Here is a 15,769-nt window from a genome sequence, read left to right as displayed (position 1 = left end):
ACTCGAAACGGAGTGGTTTGCAAAAGACATTTACTAATGCTTATTCTTTAGGAATGGATTTGTTTACTATTATTGTACGACCACTGACCGTAGCCCCGTTGAGCTCTTCTATGGCTTTTAATGCTTCTGCTTCGTTAGGCATCTCTACAAAACCGAATCCTTTGCTTCTGCCTGTAAATTTATCCGTAATAATTTTTACAGAACTAACCGCTCCGTAAGCTTCAAAAGAGTCTTTTAAATCTGCTTCGTTTATGCTAAAAGGAAGGCTTCCGACGAAAATATTCATATAGTATTATTTAGTTGTGTTACAAAAAACGGGTTCGGAAACCGAAACAAAAAACCATCCGAAGATGGTTCTGTTGTATAATCGTTACCTTTTATATCGATGGGAAAATCGGTATTTTATAAAATTCTCCGTATTGGAAGTTCAAAATAGGCCCACCAAACGGACTAGCATTGGTATTCACGGCATTAAACTTAAACTTTCCGGAGATGGTCATATTGACGTTGTCGTATTCTAAAATTTCGATTTGACCATTACTGTTTTGAACATTCACTACTCTCAGTTTACAATTCAAATTACCCCCTGAAACTATGACTAAGTCTCCGGCTACATAACCGTTTCCTCTCGAAACTACTGTGGCAGAAGTAACATTACCTCCGGCATTAGCCACCACTTTTACAGTTAATCCGCTACCGGAACCACCGGTGGTAGCAACAGAAGAACCGCTTGTTGTGGTATATCCTGTTCCGGAATCTGCAATGGCAATATTTGATACCGGTCCCGGCACCGGAACGGTAGCATATTCTAATTCCACTCCGTTAAACTCTGAAGAATAAGATGCCGCATTGTTGATGTTAGTCGACCCCAAAAGGTAAACTCCTTCATTGGCGCTGGCTGTGCTCAAACTAAGCAGTTCAAATTGAGTGTAGGCTTCAATTGTCAACTTCCCGTCAGTGGTTAAGTAGGCTCTGGTATCACTGGCTCTCCAAAAAACATCGTCTTTGAGCGCCTGAAGACCGGGGTCATTAAACTTAACATCTTCCTGACATGAGGTAAACGCAATGGCTATAAGAATTAGGGACAAAAATCTTTTCATTATTTCATGGTATTTCTCCACAAAAATAACTTTTTAAAGTAAAAATGCTACTAAAATTTAAAAAAAATAACGTTAACACCAAACCAAACAAGAAGTTATCATCAAAAATATTGCGCGCTGTTAGTTTGTTTCTAAAAAATAGTTATCTTTGCGCCCTTAAATAACCGAGGTCGAGTACCTCAAATTAATCAAAAAGATTATGTCAGTAAAAATTAGATTACAAAGACACGGAAAAAAAGGGAAACCTTTTTACTGGATCGTAGCCGCTGATGCTCGTTCAAAAAGAGATGGTAGATTCTTAGAAAAATTAGGAACTTACAATCCAAACACTAACCCTGCCACTATCGACTTAAATTTGGATCAGGCTGTAACTTGGTTACACAATGGTGCACAACCAACCGATACGGCCAGAGCTATCCTTTCGTACAAAGGGGCGCTGTTGAAACACCACTTAGACGGTGGCGTTCGTAAAGGTGCTTTAACGCAAGAGCAAGCCGATGCTAAATTAGCGGCTTGGTTAGAAGAAAAAGCTGGTAAAGTAACGGCTAAAAAAGAAGGTTTGTCAAAAGCACAAGAAGCTGCCAGAGCGAAAGCTTTAAAAGCTGAAAAAGAAGCTAATGACAAGCGTGCTGCCGCTGCTGCTGAAGCTGCCAAAGCCGAAGAAGCTGCTGAAGTAGCCGAAGAAGCTGCCGAAGAAGTAGTAGCCGAAACAGCTGCTGAGGAAACTGTAGCGGAAGTTGCTGAAGAGACTGTAGCAGAAGCTACCGAAGAAGCTCCTGCTGCTGAAGAAACCAGCGAAGAAACAGAAGCTTAATCTATTTAGGCAAATGCGTAAAAAAGAGTGTTTCTATTTAGGTAAAATTGCCAAAAAATTTAGTTTCAAGGGAGAAGTCTTAGTCTATTTAGATACCGACGAACCCGAATTATATGAAAATATGGAATCAGTATTTGTGGAATACCACAAAGATCTGGTTCCATTTTTTATTGAACACAGCGCCTTACACAAGAACGATTTTTTGCGGGTAAAATTTGAAGATGTCGACACCGAAGAAGAAGCCGACAAACTCATTGGCTGTGAAATCTACCTGCCTTTAAAGATGCTCCCTAAACTCGAAGGCAACAAATTCTATTTCCACGAAGTGATTGGCTTTGAAATTGAGGACAAGCGCCTCGGGGTTTTCGGAAAAATAGCCTCCATCAACGACACTACAGCACAACCTTTATTCGAAGTGGTAAACGGTTCTGTAGAAATATTAGTCCCAATGATTGACCAGTTCCTGGTAAAAATCGACAGGGAAAACAAAAAAGTCATTATGGACTTACCGGAAGGCTTAATTGAAATGTATCTTTAGGAGCTGTTTCCCGCTTTTCGCGCTACATGGTAGCCAGCTGCAATCGGGGCTAGGGGTTTGAGTTCTGATTCCTGTTTGTGAGTAAAAAACACCATTAAAAATACCTGAAGCCCACTGGAATAAAACCGAATGTCCACCGGACATTCTCCTCTTAATATCAAATTCCTTTTAATTTCAAATGTCTACATTCCAATTCAAACAATTTGCCATCCAACAAGACCGATGTGCCATGAAAGTCGGCACCGACGGCGTTCTGCTTGGCGCTTGGGCTCCTATTGACCACCGCCCGTTTTCGGTATTGGATATTGGCGCCGGAACCGGACTCATCGCGTTAATGTTGGCTCAAAGAAGTCATGCTGAACAAATTGACGCCATAGAAATAGACGAAAACGCCTTTGAACAATGCGTGGACAATTTTGAAAACTCGCCTTGGAACGACCGTTTGTTTTGTTTTCACGCCTCGCTCGATGATTTTATGGACGATTTGGAAGACGAGGAGTACGACTTGATTGTTTCCAATCCGCCGTTTTACAGCGAAGATTACAAAACCGAAAACGAATCCCGTGACTTAGCGCGTTTTCAAGACGCTTTGCCTTTTGAGGATTTGGTGGAAGCCGCTTCCGTGCTGCTTTCTGAAAAAGGGGTTTTGGCCATAATTGTTCCCTACAAAGAGGAAGACAGACTGATGGCGTTGGCCCAAGCATGCGATTTGTTTCCGCTCCAAATTACCCGTGTGAAAGGCACGCCTACCTCTGAAATCAAAAGAAGTTTGATGGCTTTTTCGTTGACCGAAACCACCGATTTCCCTATCGACGAATTGGTCATTGAAACCGCCAGACACCAATACACCGCCGAATACATGGCGTTGACCCAAGATTTTTACTTGAAAATGTAATATCCGCCAAGTGGTAAAAAAATCTTAATTAACACCACTTTATCACTAAGCGAAAACGAAAACTGTACTTTAGAGGTTCCATCTTTAAAGTCTGATTATTGAAACCAACGCTACTCTTTACCTTTTTGTTCTTTACGACAAACTTTTGTTTAGCCCAAAACGAAAAAGTGCTAAGCGGAAAAATAGTTTGTGAAGGGAGAGGCATTGCCAACATCGACCTTGTCAACTTGACTTCAAAAAAAAGTACCACTACAGACCCTCAAGGGCATTTTAGTATTGGCGTTGCTGTAGGCGATGAATTGTATATCCTTTCTAAAGAATACATTGATTTCAAACTCAAAATTACCGAAACACACTTCAATCAAAACCAATTGACCATTACCATTGAAAAGAAACCCATAGCCCTGGAAGATGTTGAGATTGTAAACAAGTCACGTTTAAAAGTCCAAATCTCCCAAGCCGATATCGATGCTATAAAACTGAGCAAACAAAGCCAAGCGCTAAAAGTAGTTAATGTATACGACGGGACGATTGAAAACGGTGTCGACTTTGTGCGGATGTTTAAAGGCATAGCCAATTGGTTCAAAATCAAAGACAAAGAAAAGCTTGAAAAAGCCGTTCTTCCGCCCAATTTTAAAGACTTTCTGAGCAGTCATTACGATCGTAATTTTTACCTGAATACCCTCAAATTAAAACCGGAAGAAATAGATTTATTTATTGCCTATTGCGAAGCCGATGTCCGAGCGGCTGCTTTAGCCGAACGCCAAGATGTATTGGAAATGGCCGATTTTTTGTTTGAAAAAAACGAAGCCTTCCGAAAACTAGAGCGTTGAATGCAAGCCCACTGCCCTAGCCCGGATTGCAACGAAAATCCTTTTCCTTTTTGATAAAAAAGGGAAAGATTGCAGTGTAAAGCCGGAAAAAGCTTCAAAAAATTATAACACTTGTTGATTGAGATTTTAACTTAGATTGTGTAGCTTTGCAAACGTTTTCGTAAACCAAATTATACACTATGAAACCCGATTTATTTCAAGCTCCGGATTACTATTTACTAGATGATTTATTAACGGAAGAGCACAAATTAGTGCGCGATTCGGCACGTGCGTGGGTGAAGCGCGAAGTGTCGCCTATCATTGAAGACTATGCCCAACGTGCGGAATTCCCTAAACAAATCATCAAAGGGTTAGGAGAAATTGGCGGCTTTGGTCCGTATATTCCCGAGGAATACGGCGGTGCCGGATTAGACCAAATTTCGTATGGTTTGATTATGCAGGAAATTGAAAGAGGCGACTCGGGTGTGCGTTCCACCTCATCGGTACAATCGTCTTTGGTGATGTATCCGATTTGGAAATTCGGCACCGAAGAGCAGCGTATGAAATACTTGCCGAAATTAGCCACCGGAGAATTCATGGGTTGTTTCGGATTAACGGAACCGGATTACGGTTCGAATCCGAGTGGTATGGTGACCAACTTCAAAGATATGGGCGACCATTATTTGTTGAACGGAGCCAAAATGTGGATTTCGAACGCACCGTTTGCCGACATTGCCGTGGTTTGGGCGAAAGACGAATCAGGCAGAATTCACGGTCTAATCGTGGAGCGCGGTATGGAAGGCTTTACGACACCGGAAACACATAACAAATGGTCGTTGCGTGCCTCCGCTACCGGCGAATTGATTTTTGACAATGTAAAAGTACCTAAAGAAAACTTATTGCCGGGCAAATCAGGTCTTGGCGCACCGATGATGTGTTTGGATTCGGCGCGTTACGGTATTGCTTGGGGCGCTATTGGTGCGGCTATGGATTGCTATGATACCGCTTTGCGTTATGCCAAAGAAAGAATCCAATTTGACAAACCGATTGCCGCTACCCAATTACAGCAAAAGAAATTAGCCGAAATGATTACCGAAATCACCAAAGCACAATTGTTGACTTGGCGATTAGGTGTTTTAAGAAATGAAGGAAAAGCAACCACAGCTCAAATTTCGATGGCGAAAAGAAACAACGTAGATATGGCGATTAACATTGCGCGTGAAGCCCGTCAAATCTTGGGCGGCATGGGAATCACCGGTGAATACTCGATTATGCGTCACAGTATGAACTTAGAAAGCGTAATCACGTACGAAGGTACGCACGACATTCACTTGTTGATTACGGGAGCCGATATTACCGGTATGCCGGCCTTTAAATAAAATATTAAACAATCAATAAAATTGATACAAAATGCTTCTCTGTTACGGGAAGCATTTTTATTTTTGTTCATATAAATCCACATGGGTTTATAGAACGTAAATACCAAAAAAGCTATGACGATCTCCACCATCAATCAAACTATCCAACCGCAAAAAGATACTTTATTACAACATCCTTTATATGAAAAAGTAAAAACCATCGACGACTTGCGTCAGTTTTTAGAATGCCACGTGTATGCGGTTTGGGACTTTATGTCGCTCCTAAAAGCCTTGCAAAACAAACTGACTTGCACTACAACACCTTGGTTTGCCTCAGAAAATCCGGAAACCCGTTATTTAATCAACGAAATTGTATTGGCTGAGGAAAGCGATTTAACTTTAGACGGAAAGCGTTTGAGTCACTTTGAAATGTATGTCGAAGCCATGCAAAGTTGCGGTGCTTCAACGGATGAACTGAAAGCCTTTTTGAAGAATGTAGTCGATACCAAAAACGTATTCATTGCCATCAAACAAAGTGATTTGCATGAGAATGTTAAGGCGTTTCTCGATTTTACTTTCCGAGTAATTGAAGAAAGTAAAGTGCATAAAATTGCGGCCGCGTTTACCTTTGGGCGCGAAGATTTGATTCCGACTATGTTTACCGAAATCCTGAAAAATTTCCAGCAAAACTTCCCGGATGTGGATTTATCCAAATTGATTTACTACTTCGAAAGACATATCGAATTGGATGCCGACGAACACGGGCCGATGGCGATGCAAATGATTCATGAACTTTGCCAAGACGATGCGCAAAAATGGAAAGAAGTAGAAGAAGTATCGGTTTTGGCTTTGGAAAAACGAATCGGACTTTGGGATGCGATTGAAGAAAAAATTGAAGCCCGTTTGGAACTTGCTTAAAAACAAACGTTAAACCAAAGATTCGGTTATGAAATTCTTTTTTAAAATACTTGTAGTTTTTGGTTTGGCTTTGGGTGTACAGAGTTGTTCCGAAGATAAAGAAACCACACCTCCGGCTCCCCGATTATTTAAGTATTTGGCCTTAGGCGACAGCTATACCTATGGCCAAAGCGTTTGTACTGATTGCCGATTCCCGGAACAGTTAAAAGACAGTCTTGCCCCGTATTTGAATGAAACGGATACGTTTGCCATTACACTGATTGCGCAAACCGGCTGGACCACTACCAACTTGAAAACGGCTATTGCCAACGAAAATTTACCAAACGATTATAACTTAGTCACGTTGCTTATTGGGGTGAACAATCAATACCAAAATAAACCATTCAGTCTTTACGAACAGGAATTTCCGGAGTTGGTAAATACTGCCATAGCCAAAGCCGGTGGTGACAAAAAAAATCTGATTGTAGTTTCGATTCCCGATTATGCGTATACTCCCTTTGGCCAAGGCTCTACCACCATTTCCAATGGTGTGCAACAATACAATACTTTTGCACAAGCATATTGTGAAAGCAATGGGATTTCGTTTGTGTATATTACCGATATCACCCAAATGGGATTATTAGACCCCGAATTGGTGGCAACCGATGGTTTGCATCCTTCTACAATGGCTTATACTCAATTTGTGGAGCGGATTTTGCCTGTGGCAAAAATGACATTGGGTTTGTAACTACGCTTCCGGAGCCAATTCAATTTCGAGTCCGTCCATTTCTTCCGTAATATGAAGCTGACAACCCAAACGGCTGTTTTCTTTAACATTAAAAGCTTCCCATAGCATGGCTTCTTCATCCGGACTTTTATCAGGTAGCGGGATGTCATTCAACACATAACATTGGCAAGAAGCGCACATGGCCATCCCGCCGCAAATGCCAATAGTGCCCTCGGGAGCCAATTCATAAGAGCGAACCAACTCCATGATATTCATATTCATATCGGTCGGCGCTTGCACTTCGTGCGTAATGCCATCGCGATCGGTGATTGTAATAGTGATATCCTGAGCCATTAGTTGATTGATTTTACTACCGCTTTTTCCGCTTCTTTGCGCGTGCCGTCGAAACCGTCAACACCCGAAACCGTAGTATATTTCAGAACGTATCGTTTGCCCGGATTCAAGCGGTTATACACACTTTGACACATTAGCGTCGCCTCGTGGAAGCCGCATAAAATAAGTTTCAGTTTTCCCGGATAAATATTGACATCGCCTATGGCGTAAATCCCGTCGATGTTGGTTTGGTAGTCGAGCGCATTGTTGACTTTAATCGCATTTTTCTCGATTTCCAATCCCCAGTTGGCGATAGGCCCTAATTTTGGGGTTAATCCGAAAAGCGGAATAAAATAATCGGTTGGCACGTTCATACGAGCACCGTTGACTTCAATGTCTACCGATTCGATTCGCTCGGAACCCTTAAAGCCTACAACTTCAGCCGGTGTAATTAATTTAATTTTTCCTTCCGATTTAAGTTCCTGTACTTTTTCTACAGAATCCAGTGCCCCGCGGAATTCATTTCGACGGTGAACTAAAGTCACCGAAGCCGCTACATCGGAAAGGAAAATACTCCAATCCAAGGCCGAATCACCACCTCCGGAGATGACAATGTTTTTTCCTCTGTATTTTTCGGGATCTTTGATAAAATAGTCTACCCCGCGATTTTCCTTTTCATAAAATTCCAAGTCTTTCAAGATTGGTTTTCTCGGTTCGAAAGTCCCTAAGCCTCCGGCAATAGCAATAGCCTTTGCGTGGTGTTGGGTTCCTTCGTTAGTAGTTACAATAAAACTACCGTCTTCTAGTTTTTCTATAGTTTCAGCCGTTTCTCCTAGGGTAAATCCGGGTTGGAATTGCTTGATTTGTTCCATCAAGTTATTCACCAAATCCCCGGCCAATACTTCGGGATAACCGGGAATATCGTAGATGGGTTTTTTGGGATACAATTCGGCTAATTGTCCGCCGGGTTGCGGCAAGGCGTCTATGATGTGGCATTTTAATTTTAATAAACCGGCTTCAAAAACAGCAAACAAACCTGTGGGTCCGGCTCCGATAATGAGTATATCTGTTTCTATCATGCTTTGAGATTCTGAGGTTCTGAGATTCAAAGGCGCTAAGGTCTTTAAACCCGAACTTTTATTTTATGATTTTTGTCATATAAAACGCATTAGCGTTAGGGATTGAAGCAAAGTACCACGTACTTGCGAAAAGCCCGACCTCGTTTAAAAAAACGAGGGAACGCCCTACTCCGAAAAACGACAAAAGCTCTTGTTAGGCTACGTTTTCTACGGTTTCGATTTGCGGCGCGTATTTCTTGATGGTGGTTTCGACACCGGCTTTCATGGTACTAATACTCAAACTGCACGACGTGCAAGCCCCCTGAAGACGTACTTTAACGTGTTTTTGGTCTTCTACGGAAACCAAACTGATGTCACCGCCATCGGAGTTGAGAAACGGTCTGATTTCGTCGAGTGCCTTTTCGATATTGCCTATTAATTCTTCGTTTGTCATAGTATTAATGTGTAAATGTAGCAATGTGTAAATGTAGCAATGTGTAAATGTAGCAATGTATAAATGTTACAATTGAATTGTTTAATTGCTACATTGCTTAATTGTTACATTGCTTAATTGATACATTGTTTAATTGATACATTATTTTATTTCCCTTTAACAGCCGAACAACCGGCCATGGTGGTTATTTTAATCGCCTCGGTAGGTGGTAAGGTTTCGTTACGGTTTACCGTTTCCTGTACTACATTTCGGGTGATTTCTTCAAATACGGTTTCGATGACCGAAGCGGTTTGTAAAGCCGCAGGACGGCCGTAATCTCCGGCTTCGCGGATGCTTTGTACCAAGGGTACTTCGCCCAAAAACGGCACATTCAAATCGGCCGCCAAGTTTTTAGCACCTTCTTTGCCGAAGATGTAATATTTGTTATTCGGGAGTTCTTCCGGAGTAAAATAGGCCATGTTTTCGATGATGCCCAACACGGGAACGTTGATACTATCGGATTGGAACATGGAAACGCCTTTTTTGGCATCGGCTAAAGCCACCGCTTGCGGTGTACTCACCACCACAGCACCGGTGATTGGCAAGGATTGCATGATGGACAAGTGGATATCGCCCGTTCCCGGAGGTAAATCGATTAACATAAAATCGAGTTCGCCCCAGGCCGCGTCAAAAATCATTTGGTTCAAGGCTTTGGCCGCCATAGGGCCGCGCCAAATCACCGCCTGACTCGGCGCCGTGAAGAAACCGATGGAAAGCAATTTGATTTCGTAGCTTTCGATGGGTTTCATTTTCGATTTGCCGTCGACTTCAACAGAAAGCGGTTTTTCGTTTTCCACATCAAACATTATCGGCATACTTGGTCCGTAAATATCGGCATCTAACACGCCCACTTTAAAGCCCATTTTGGCTAAAGTAACCGCCAAATTTGCGGTAACCGTTGATTTCCCAACACCGCCTTTTCCCGAAGCTACCGCAATAATGTTGCTGATGCCCGGAATGGCTTTGCCTTTGATTTGATTTGGGTTTTGCTCGGGTGTTTCCACTTTGATGTTGACTTTTACCACAGCGTCGGGTGAAAATCGGTCATGGATGAGTTTTTTGATATCGTCTTCCGCACGCTTTTTGATGTGCATGGCCGGAGTCGTAATGACTAAATCAACGACCACTTCGTTACCGAAAGTGAGCACGTTTTTTACCGCACCGCTTTCGACCATATTCTTTCCCTCGCCTGCAATGGTAATGGTTTCCAAAGCAGCCAAAATTTCTTTTCTATCTAATTTCATTTTGCACTACATTTAAATCTTTCAGTTCCTTTTATTTAAACTGAATTTAGATTGCAAAGATAGTTTGAAAATAGTTAAAAGGGAAAAGGGAAAAGGGAAAAGTTTTTGATGATGGGATAATTACAATTTATAGCGGATTACTGCTCGCTAACCTCTGGTCGCCAAAAGTGTTTTTCGAAATCGACAATTTGGTTATCGACTACTTTAACGCCTTCGTTTTCGAGTAATTGCTGCATCAGATTCGTGCCTTCAAAATGGTGTTTCCCCGAAAGCACTCCGATTCGGTTAACCACACGATGCGCCGGCACATCCTCGCGCCCGTGACTGGCATTCATGGCCCAGCCTACCATACGCGCAGAGCGAGCCGCGCCTAAAGCCTTGGCAATGGCCCCGTAGGAAGTGACTTTCCCCTCGGGAATTTGACGGGCAATTTCATAAACACGCTCAAAAAAATTGGCTTCATCCTTCATCGGTACAACAATTTGAGGAGTGTGATAATCGCCATAAAGGTCGTTACCGAGCCAATAACAATATTGATGTTCTGCATCAAAAACTCGGTCTTTTTTTCAATTTTTTTGAAGGCTACGATATAAATGTAAAACACGGTAAACGAGCCCAAAACTACGCCCAGCACAAATTCGGATACCGGGACTTTATCAAAACTGAAATACCCCGCTGCCGACAAACTCATACTGGCAAACACATAAAACGGAATGGGCAGAAGATTGAGCGTGGACAACAACATGCCGAGAAAAAACCGATTGGATTTGGCTTTGATTTTGGCTTCCCGATTGAGTTTTTTGGGTTTCTTGGCAATCCAGAAAAAATAAACACTCAACCCCGCGAATATAAAAATCCCGATTTCTTGTAAGGTCGCCACAATTTCTTCGTGCTCACTGATAAATCGGGCAAAGAGTACGGCAATAAAGGTTTGAAAAAAAACAATCAGCGAAGCGCCGAATGCAAAGTTAACCGCTTCGTTTCTGCCTTCCTGCAAACTGATTTTGGCTGCTGTCATGTTGATTAGACCCGGGAGTATAACCGCCAAAAAAGCAATGCAAAAACCCAGCACCGGTGGCAAAAAATAATACATCTATTTGATTTTGAAACGAATATACGTAATTGCTTTGTTGATTTCCAAATATTGTTTTTCGTAAAACGTTTGAATTTCTAAAACTTCGTCGGGTGCGCCTTCGTTTTTGTACACGTTGTGATTGGCATACAGCACTTCATGACCTTCGCCATGGAGCAATCCCAAAGTATACCCGTGCATGAATTCGCTGTCGGTTTTCAGATTGACTACTCCGTCCGGTTTTAAAATTCGTTTGTACAGTTTCAAGAATTCGCTGTTGGTCATGCGGTGCTTGGTACGCTTATATTTGATTTGCGGATCGGGAAACGTAATCCAAATTTCCGATACTTCGCCTTCAGCAAAAATGCCGTCAATGAGTTCAATTTGAGTGCGCACAAAGGCCACGTGGTGCATCCCACTTTCATGAGCGGTTTTAGCACCGCGCCAAAAACGCGCCCCTTTGATGTCGATTCCTATAAAATTTTTATCCGGATAGCGTTCGGCCAAACCCACCGAATATTCCCCTTTTCCGCAACCCAATTCGATGATGATGGGATGGTTATTTTTGAAAAAATCGCTGTTCCATTTGCCTTTCAACGGAAATAATCCGCCTACTACTTCTTCCCGAGTAGGTTGGAACACATTGCCGAACGTTTCGTTTTCTTTAAATCGTTTTAACTTATTCTTACTGCCCACAAACTTACATTTTACTAGGTATTACTCGGCTCAAGGCCTTACGTTGGCAAAAGTAAGGAAATAAAAGACAGTTCAAATAAAGTTTTGATAATGTTTAAGTAACCTGGCTGTTTTGAAAAAATCCTTTCTTTGAAAAACTTATTTATTTTGAAAAAAAGAAAAGTAGACGTTGTGGTGATTTCGGATGTGCATTTAGGCACTTACGGCTGTCATGCCCGCGAGTTGACGGATTACCTCAACTCGGTTAAACCGAAAATATTGATTTTGAATGGCGATATTATCGATATTTGGCAGTTTCGAAAATCGTACTTTCCGGCCTCGCATTTAAAGGTGATTAAGAAAATCATGTCGATGAGTTCTAAGGGAACCAAAGTGTATTATTTGACCGGAAATCACGACGAATTTTTACGGAAGTTTACCGATTTACATTTGGGCACCATCAGCCTGCTCAACAAATTAGTGTTGGATTTGGACGGGAAAAAAGCGTGGATTTTTCACGGCGATGTCTTCGATGCTTCTGTCAATCACGCCAAATGGTTAGCCAAATTGGGCGGTTGGGGTTATGATATGCTCATATTGATTAACCGATTACTCAATTGGATTTTAACCCGATGTAACCGAGAACCGTATTCTTTATCAAAAAAAATAAAAGACAATGTGAAGTCGGCCATCAAATTTATTACCAAATTTGAAGCGGTTTGCACCGAATTAGCCATCGAAAATCAATTTGATTATGTAATTTGCGGACACATTCACGAACCTAAAATCAAAGTAACGGAAACCGAAAAAGGCAGTACCACTTATTTGAATTCGGGCGATTGGATTGAAAATTTAACCGCTTTGGAATACCACAACAAAAAATGGAAGCTGTACAAGCACGATTCGAAATTAGTGCTGAGAGAAGACGAATCGCATTTTGAATACGAAGACCAATTGGCCGAACAATTTATCAGCGTAATAAAACCATGACCAAAAACATACTCATAGCGCCGCTCAATTGGGGTTTGGGACACGCCACTCGTTGCATTCCGATTATCCGGGTCTTGGAACACTATGGTTTTACACCCGTATTGGCTTCAGACGGAGAGGCCTTACAGTTATTGCAAAAAGAATTTCCGCATTTGCCTTTTGTTACGTTGCCCTCCTATGACATTGAATATGCCAAAGAGGGTTCCGATTTTAAGTGGAAGCTTATCAAAAACAGTCCGAAAATGATTCAGGCTATTTTTGAAGAGAAAAAAATGGTCAAAAAATTAACCCGAGAATGGGATTTAAAAGGCATCATCTCCGACAATCGATTAGGGGTGTACAGCAAGAAAGTACCGAGTGTTTTTATCACCCATCAGCTCAATGTGTTGTCGGGGAAAACCACTTGGATTTCGAGCAAATTGCATCAGTACTTTATCAAAAAATTTACGGAATGTTGGATTCCCGACATGAAAAACAAACCCAATTTAACCGGTAAGTTAGGGCATCTCAAAAACAACGATTTACCACTGAAATACCTCGGCCCGTTGAGTCGCTTGGAAAAAAGAGAAACTGCTAAGCACTATGAACTGATGGTCATTCTCTCGGGTCCGGAACCGCAGCGTACCCTGTTAGAAGAAAAACTGATAATTGAATTGCAACGGTACAACGGCAGCGTCATTTTTATCAAAGGGAAAGTAGCGCCGCAACAAACCCAAGAAACCATTGGCCACATTACCTACTACAATTTCATGACATCCGATGAAATCGAACAAGCCTACAACGAAAGTGAAATGGTCCTTTGTCGTTCGGGATACACGACTGTAATGGATTTGGCGAAATTGCAAAAGAACGCTTTTTTTATTCCGACTCCGGGTCAATTTGAACAAGAATATTTAGCCAAACGCTTCCAAAGAAACGGTTATGCGCCTTTTGCCGAACAAGAGCATTTCAGAATTGAAAACCTATTGGAAATGGGGTTGTATAAAGGGTTGCCGAAGTTAATCGAAACCGTCAACTGGAAACAATTATTTATACTTTTCGAGGGTAAATGAAAATTCGGAACCTTTGCCGAATTCACTTTCTACATAAATTTTTTCGCCATGCGCTTCGATAATGTGTTTTACGATCGAAAGTCCCAGACCCGATCCGCCTTCGCTGCGCGCCCCGCTTTTATCGACTCTGAAGAAGCGTTCAAACAAACGCGGAATGTATTGCTTTTCGATGCCTTCTCCGTTATCTCGAAAACGAACGATAATTTTATCGTTGACTAAATCTTCGATGGTCACTTCGGTAGTGCCGTTTTCTTTACCGTATTTGATGGAGTTGGTGACCAAATTGGTGATGACCTGCTCTATCTTTTCTTTATCGGCAAACACTTTGATGGGTTTACTGTATTTGCGATCAAACATCAGGATGATGTTTTTTTTATCGGCTTTCATTTCCAATAAATCAAATACATTTTGAATGAGCTCAACAATGTTGAATTTGGATAACTCGAGGTTTAAGTCGCCTATTTCAAGTTTCGAAATCATATCCAAGTCTTCCACAATGTAAATAAGACGCTCTACGCCTTTTTCGGCTCTTTCGAGGTATTTTTTGCGGACGTTTTTATCGTTCATCGCCCCGTCGAGCAAGGTAGATAAATACCCTTGAACCGTAAACAATGGCGTTTTTAACTCGTGCGACACATTTCCTAAAAATTCACGGCGGTATTCCTCGCGGACTTTGAGGGTTTCAATTTCCATTTTTTTATCGGTGGCAAATTTTTTGACTTGTCGGGTCAGCGTTGCCATATCGGTCGTAATGGGTTGGTTTCTAAAAGAAGTTGATTCTAAAAGTGACACATCGTCGTAGATTTTTTTTACCCTTCGGTAAATAAAATGCTCTACGCGGTATTGGATGACAAAAAAAGAAAAAATGGCCATTGACAAGGCAAAAACCAACAATATCATCCAGGAAAATTCATGAAAAAACCAAAGTAAAATGCCAAGAAAACCAGTTGAAAAAAGGGTAATATACGTGGTAGACACCAACGCAAAGGTGTATGTTTTCTTGAAATTAACTTTCATTTACACTTCCAGTTTGTAGCCCACGCCTTTGATGGTTTTGAATAAATCTTCGCCTATTTTTTCGCGAAGTTTGCGAATGTGCACATCGATGGTTCGACCACCTACAATAACCTCATTACCCCAAACTTTATCTAAAATTTCTTCACGTTTGAATACTTTTCCGGGTTTGGAGGCCAACAGATAAAACAATTCAAACTCTTTACGAGGCAGAATGATTTCGACACCTTCCTTGATAATTTTATATTCTTCTCTATTGATTTCTATACCGCCCACATTAAGTGTCTCTGTGGCTTGCTCCTCATTTTTCAATCGGCGCAGCAAGGCTTTGACTTTGCTCACCAATAATTTCGGCTTGATAGGTTTGGTGATATAATCGTCGGCACCGGCATCAAAACCGGCTACTTGAGAATAGTCTTCGTTGCGAGCCGTTAAAAACGTGATGATTACGTGGTTGAGTTCGGGTAATTTTCGAATGTTTTCGCATGCTTCCATACCATCCATTTCGGGCATCATGACATCCATTATGATCAGATGCGGCAGTTCTTTTTTGGCTTTCAAAATGGCTTCTTTACCATTGGTTGCCGTTACAATTTGATAGCCTTCCTGAGATAAGTTGTAGCCCACAATCTCTAATATATCCTGCTCGTCATCAACCAGTAAAATCTTGATGTCTTTTTTCTTCATAATTCGGACC

General features: G+C 41.6%; 19 protein-coding genes and 1 pseudogene. 9 read left to right on the top strand and 11 right to left on the bottom strand.

The window, feature by feature from the left end; genetic code table 11:
• Nucleotides 1-46: 46 nt before the first annotated feature.
• Nucleotides 47-286: pseudogene (locus tag QHT84_RS03415) on the bottom strand (RNA recognition motif domain-containing protein); the annotation flags it as partial.
• 91 nt (nt 287-377) lie between these two features.
• Nucleotides 378-1,100, bottom strand: coding sequence for a DUF6252 family protein (locus QHT84_RS03410; protein ID WP_283238133.1), 723 nt, complete (start codon nt 1,098-1,100; stop codon nt 378-380).
• A gap of 199 nt (nt 1,101-1,299) precedes the next feature.
• Between QHT84_RS03410 and QHT84_RS03405 the strand changes: the two genes are divergently transcribed.
• From QHT84_RS03405 to QHT84_RS03375, 7 genes are all read left to right on the top strand, one after another.
• Nucleotides 1,300-1,914, top strand: a complete 615-nt coding sequence (locus QHT84_RS03405; RefSeq protein WP_283238132.1) for a 30S ribosomal protein S16 — start codon at nt 1,300-1,302, stop codon at nt 1,912-1,914.
• 13 nt (nt 1,915-1,927) lie between these two features.
• Nucleotides 1,928-2,452, top strand: a complete 525-nt coding sequence (rimM, locus tag QHT84_RS03400) for a ribosome maturation factor RimM (RefSeq protein ID WP_283238131.1) — start codon at nt 1,928-1,930, stop codon at nt 2,450-2,452.
• Between the two features lie 178 nt (nt 2,453-2,630).
• Nucleotides 2,631-3,347: a tRNA1(Val) (adenine(37)-N6)-methyltransferase gene (locus QHT84_RS03395; protein ID WP_283238130.1), complete on the top strand. Its 717-nt coding sequence runs from the start codon at nt 2,631-2,633 to the stop codon at nt 3,345-3,347.
• Between the two features lie 98 nt (nt 3,348-3,445).
• Nucleotides 3,446-4,180, top strand: a complete 735-nt coding sequence (locus QHT84_RS03390) for a hypothetical protein (protein ID WP_283238129.1) — start codon at nt 3,446-3,448, stop codon at nt 4,178-4,180.
• A 179-nt stretch (nt 4,181-4,359) separates the two neighbouring features.
• Nucleotides 4,360-5,538: an acyl-CoA dehydrogenase family protein gene (locus tag QHT84_RS03385; RefSeq protein WP_283238128.1), complete on the top strand. Its 1,179-nt coding sequence runs from the start codon at nt 4,360-4,362 to the stop codon at nt 5,536-5,538.
• Between the two features lie 114 nt (nt 5,539-5,652).
• Nucleotides 5,653-6,435: a DUF3050 domain-containing protein gene (locus tag QHT84_RS03380; protein WP_283238127.1), complete on the top strand. Its 783-nt coding sequence runs from the start codon at nt 5,653-5,655 to the stop codon at nt 6,433-6,435.
• Between the two features lie 28 nt (nt 6,436-6,463).
• On the top strand, nt 6,464-7,162 hold the full coding sequence (locus tag QHT84_RS03375) for an SGNH/GDSL hydrolase family protein (protein WP_283238126.1): 699 nt from the start codon (nt 6,464-6,466) through the stop codon (nt 7,160-7,162).
• Here QHT84_RS03375 and QHT84_RS03370 read toward each other — a convergent pair whose 3' ends face one another.
• The 7 genes from QHT84_RS03370 to trmB all read right to left on the bottom strand — a co-directional run bounded on the left by QHT84_RS03370 (nt 7,163) and on the right by trmB (nt 12,037).
• Complete coding sequence (locus tag QHT84_RS03370; RefSeq protein WP_283238125.1) at nt 7,163-7,495, bottom strand: 2Fe-2S iron-sulfur cluster-binding family protein; 333 nt, start codon at nt 7,493-7,495, stop codon at nt 7,163-7,165.
• Complete coding sequence (locus QHT84_RS03365; RefSeq protein WP_283238124.1) at nt 7,495-8,553, bottom strand: NAD(P)/FAD-dependent oxidoreductase; 1,059 nt, start codon at nt 8,551-8,553, stop codon at nt 7,495-7,497. The genes QHT84_RS03370 and QHT84_RS03365 overlap by 1 nt, the downstream gene beginning before the upstream one ends.
• Before the next feature lie 193 nt (nt 8,554-8,746).
• Nucleotides 8,747-8,986, bottom strand: a complete 240-nt coding sequence (locus QHT84_RS03360; RefSeq protein WP_283238123.1) for a NifU family protein — start codon at nt 8,984-8,986, stop codon at nt 8,747-8,749.
• Nucleotides 8,987-9,132: 146 nt separating this feature from the next.
• Nucleotides 9,133-10,269 carry an Mrp/NBP35 family ATP-binding protein gene (locus QHT84_RS03355; protein ID WP_283238122.1) on the bottom strand — a complete coding sequence of 379 codons (1,137 nt, stop codon included), beginning with the start codon at nt 10,267-10,269 and terminating at the stop codon, nt 9,133-9,135.
• A 137-nt stretch (nt 10,270-10,406) separates the two neighbouring features.
• Nucleotides 10,407-10,739 (bottom strand): MGMT family protein, encoded by a 333-nt coding sequence (locus tag QHT84_RS03350; RefSeq protein ID WP_283238121.1) that lies wholly within the window; start codon nt 10,737-10,739, stop codon nt 10,407-10,409.
• Complete coding sequence (locus QHT84_RS03345; protein ID WP_283238120.1) at nt 10,736-11,362, bottom strand: LysE family transporter; 627 nt, start codon at nt 11,360-11,362, stop codon at nt 10,736-10,738. Before QHT84_RS03345 ends, QHT84_RS03350 begins: the two co-directional genes overlap by 4 nt.
• Nucleotides 11,363-12,037 carry a tRNA (guanosine(46)-N7)-methyltransferase TrmB gene (trmB, locus tag QHT84_RS03340; protein ID WP_283238119.1) on the bottom strand — a complete coding sequence of 225 codons (675 nt, stop codon included), beginning with the start codon at nt 12,035-12,037 and terminating at the stop codon, nt 11,363-11,365.
• A 147-nt stretch (nt 12,038-12,184) separates the two neighbouring features.
• Between trmB and QHT84_RS03335 the strand changes: the two genes are divergently transcribed.
• Both QHT84_RS03335 and QHT84_RS03330 read left to right on the top strand, forming a co-directional pair.
• Nucleotides 12,185-13,006 (top strand): UDP-2,3-diacylglucosamine diphosphatase, encoded by an 822-nt coding sequence (locus QHT84_RS03335; RefSeq protein ID WP_283238118.1) that lies wholly within the window; start codon nt 12,185-12,187, stop codon nt 13,004-13,006.
• Nucleotides 13,003-14,058, top strand: a complete 1,056-nt coding sequence (locus QHT84_RS03330) for a glycosyltransferase (protein ID WP_283238117.1) — start codon at nt 13,003-13,005, stop codon at nt 14,056-14,058. The genes QHT84_RS03335 and QHT84_RS03330 overlap by 4 nt, the downstream gene beginning before the upstream one ends.
• Here QHT84_RS03330 and QHT84_RS03325 read toward each other — a convergent pair.
• Both QHT84_RS03325 and QHT84_RS03320 read right to left on the bottom strand, forming a co-directional pair.
• Nucleotides 14,032-15,075 carry a sensor histidine kinase gene (locus tag QHT84_RS03325; protein WP_283238116.1) on the bottom strand — a complete coding sequence of 348 codons (1,044 nt, stop codon included), beginning with the start codon at nt 15,073-15,075 and terminating at the stop codon, nt 14,032-14,034. The two genes, QHT84_RS03330 and QHT84_RS03325, sit on opposite strands and share 27 nt — an antisense overlap.
• A complete protein-coding gene (locus tag QHT84_RS03320; protein ID WP_283238115.1) occupies nt 15,076-15,759 on the bottom strand; it encodes a response regulator transcription factor in 684 nt (227 codons plus the stop codon).
• Nucleotides 15,760-15,769: the final 10 nt, after the last annotated feature.

The organism is Flavobacterium sedimenticola (assembly GCF_030053345.1).
GTDB lineage: Bacteria > Bacteroidota > Bacteroidia > Flavobacteriales > Flavobacteriaceae > Flavobacterium > Flavobacterium sedimenticola.
The sequence above is the reverse complement of the archived record's forward strand: the minus strand, read 5'-3'. Positions and strand labels throughout refer to the sequence as shown.

Coding starts and splice junctions, on each gene's coding strand:
- QHT84_RS03410 (WP_283238133.1), bottom strand. CDS start 1,100: ATGAAAAGATTTTTGTCCCTAATTCTTATAGCCATTGCGTTTACCTCA.
- QHT84_RS03405 (WP_283238132.1), top strand. CDS start 1,300: ATGTCAGTAAAAATTAGATTACAAAGACACGGAAAAAAAGGGAAACCT.
- rimM (WP_283238131.1), top strand. CDS start 1,928: ATGCGTAAAAAAGAGTGTTTCTATTTAGGTAAAATTGCCAAAAAATTT.
- QHT84_RS03395 (WP_283238130.1), top strand. CDS start 2,631: ATGTCTACATTCCAATTCAAACAATTTGCCATCCAACAAGACCGATGT.
- QHT84_RS03385 (WP_283238128.1), top strand. CDS start 4,360: ATGAAACCCGATTTATTTCAAGCTCCGGATTACTATTTACTAGATGAT.
- QHT84_RS03380 (WP_283238127.1), top strand. CDS start 5,653: ATGACGATCTCCACCATCAATCAAACTATCCAACCGCAAAAAGATACT.
- QHT84_RS03375 (WP_283238126.1), top strand. CDS start 6,464: ATGAAATTCTTTTTTAAAATACTTGTAGTTTTTGGTTTGGCTTTGGGT.
- QHT84_RS03370 (WP_283238125.1), bottom strand. CDS start 7,495: ATGGCTCAGGATATCACTATTACAATCACCGATCGCGATGGCATTACG.
- QHT84_RS03365 (WP_283238124.1), bottom strand. CDS start 8,553: ATGATAGAAACAGATATACTCATTATCGGAGCCGGACCCACAGGTTTG.
- QHT84_RS03360 (WP_283238123.1), bottom strand. CDS start 8,986: ATGACAAACGAAGAATTAATAGGCAATATCGAAAAGGCACTCGACGAA.
- QHT84_RS03355 (WP_283238122.1), bottom strand. CDS start 10,269: ATGAAATTAGATAGAAAAGAAATTTTGGCTGCTTTGGAAACCATTACC.
- QHT84_RS03350 (WP_283238121.1), bottom strand. CDS start 10,739: ATGAAGGATGAAGCCAATTTTTTTGAGCGTGTTTATGAAATTGCCCGT.
- QHT84_RS03345 (WP_283238120.1), bottom strand. CDS start 11,362: ATGTATTATTTTTTGCCACCGGTGCTGGGTTTTTGCATTGCTTTTTTG.
- QHT84_RS03330 (WP_283238117.1), top strand. CDS start 13,003: ATGACCAAAAACATACTCATAGCGCCGCTCAATTGGGGTTTGGGACAC.
- QHT84_RS03325 (WP_283238116.1), bottom strand. CDS start 15,075: ATGAAAGTTAATTTCAAGAAAACATACACCTTTGCGTTGGTGTCTACC.
- QHT84_RS03320 (WP_283238115.1), bottom strand. CDS start 15,759: ATGAAGAAAAAAGACATCAAGATTTTACTGGTTGATGACGAGCAGGAT.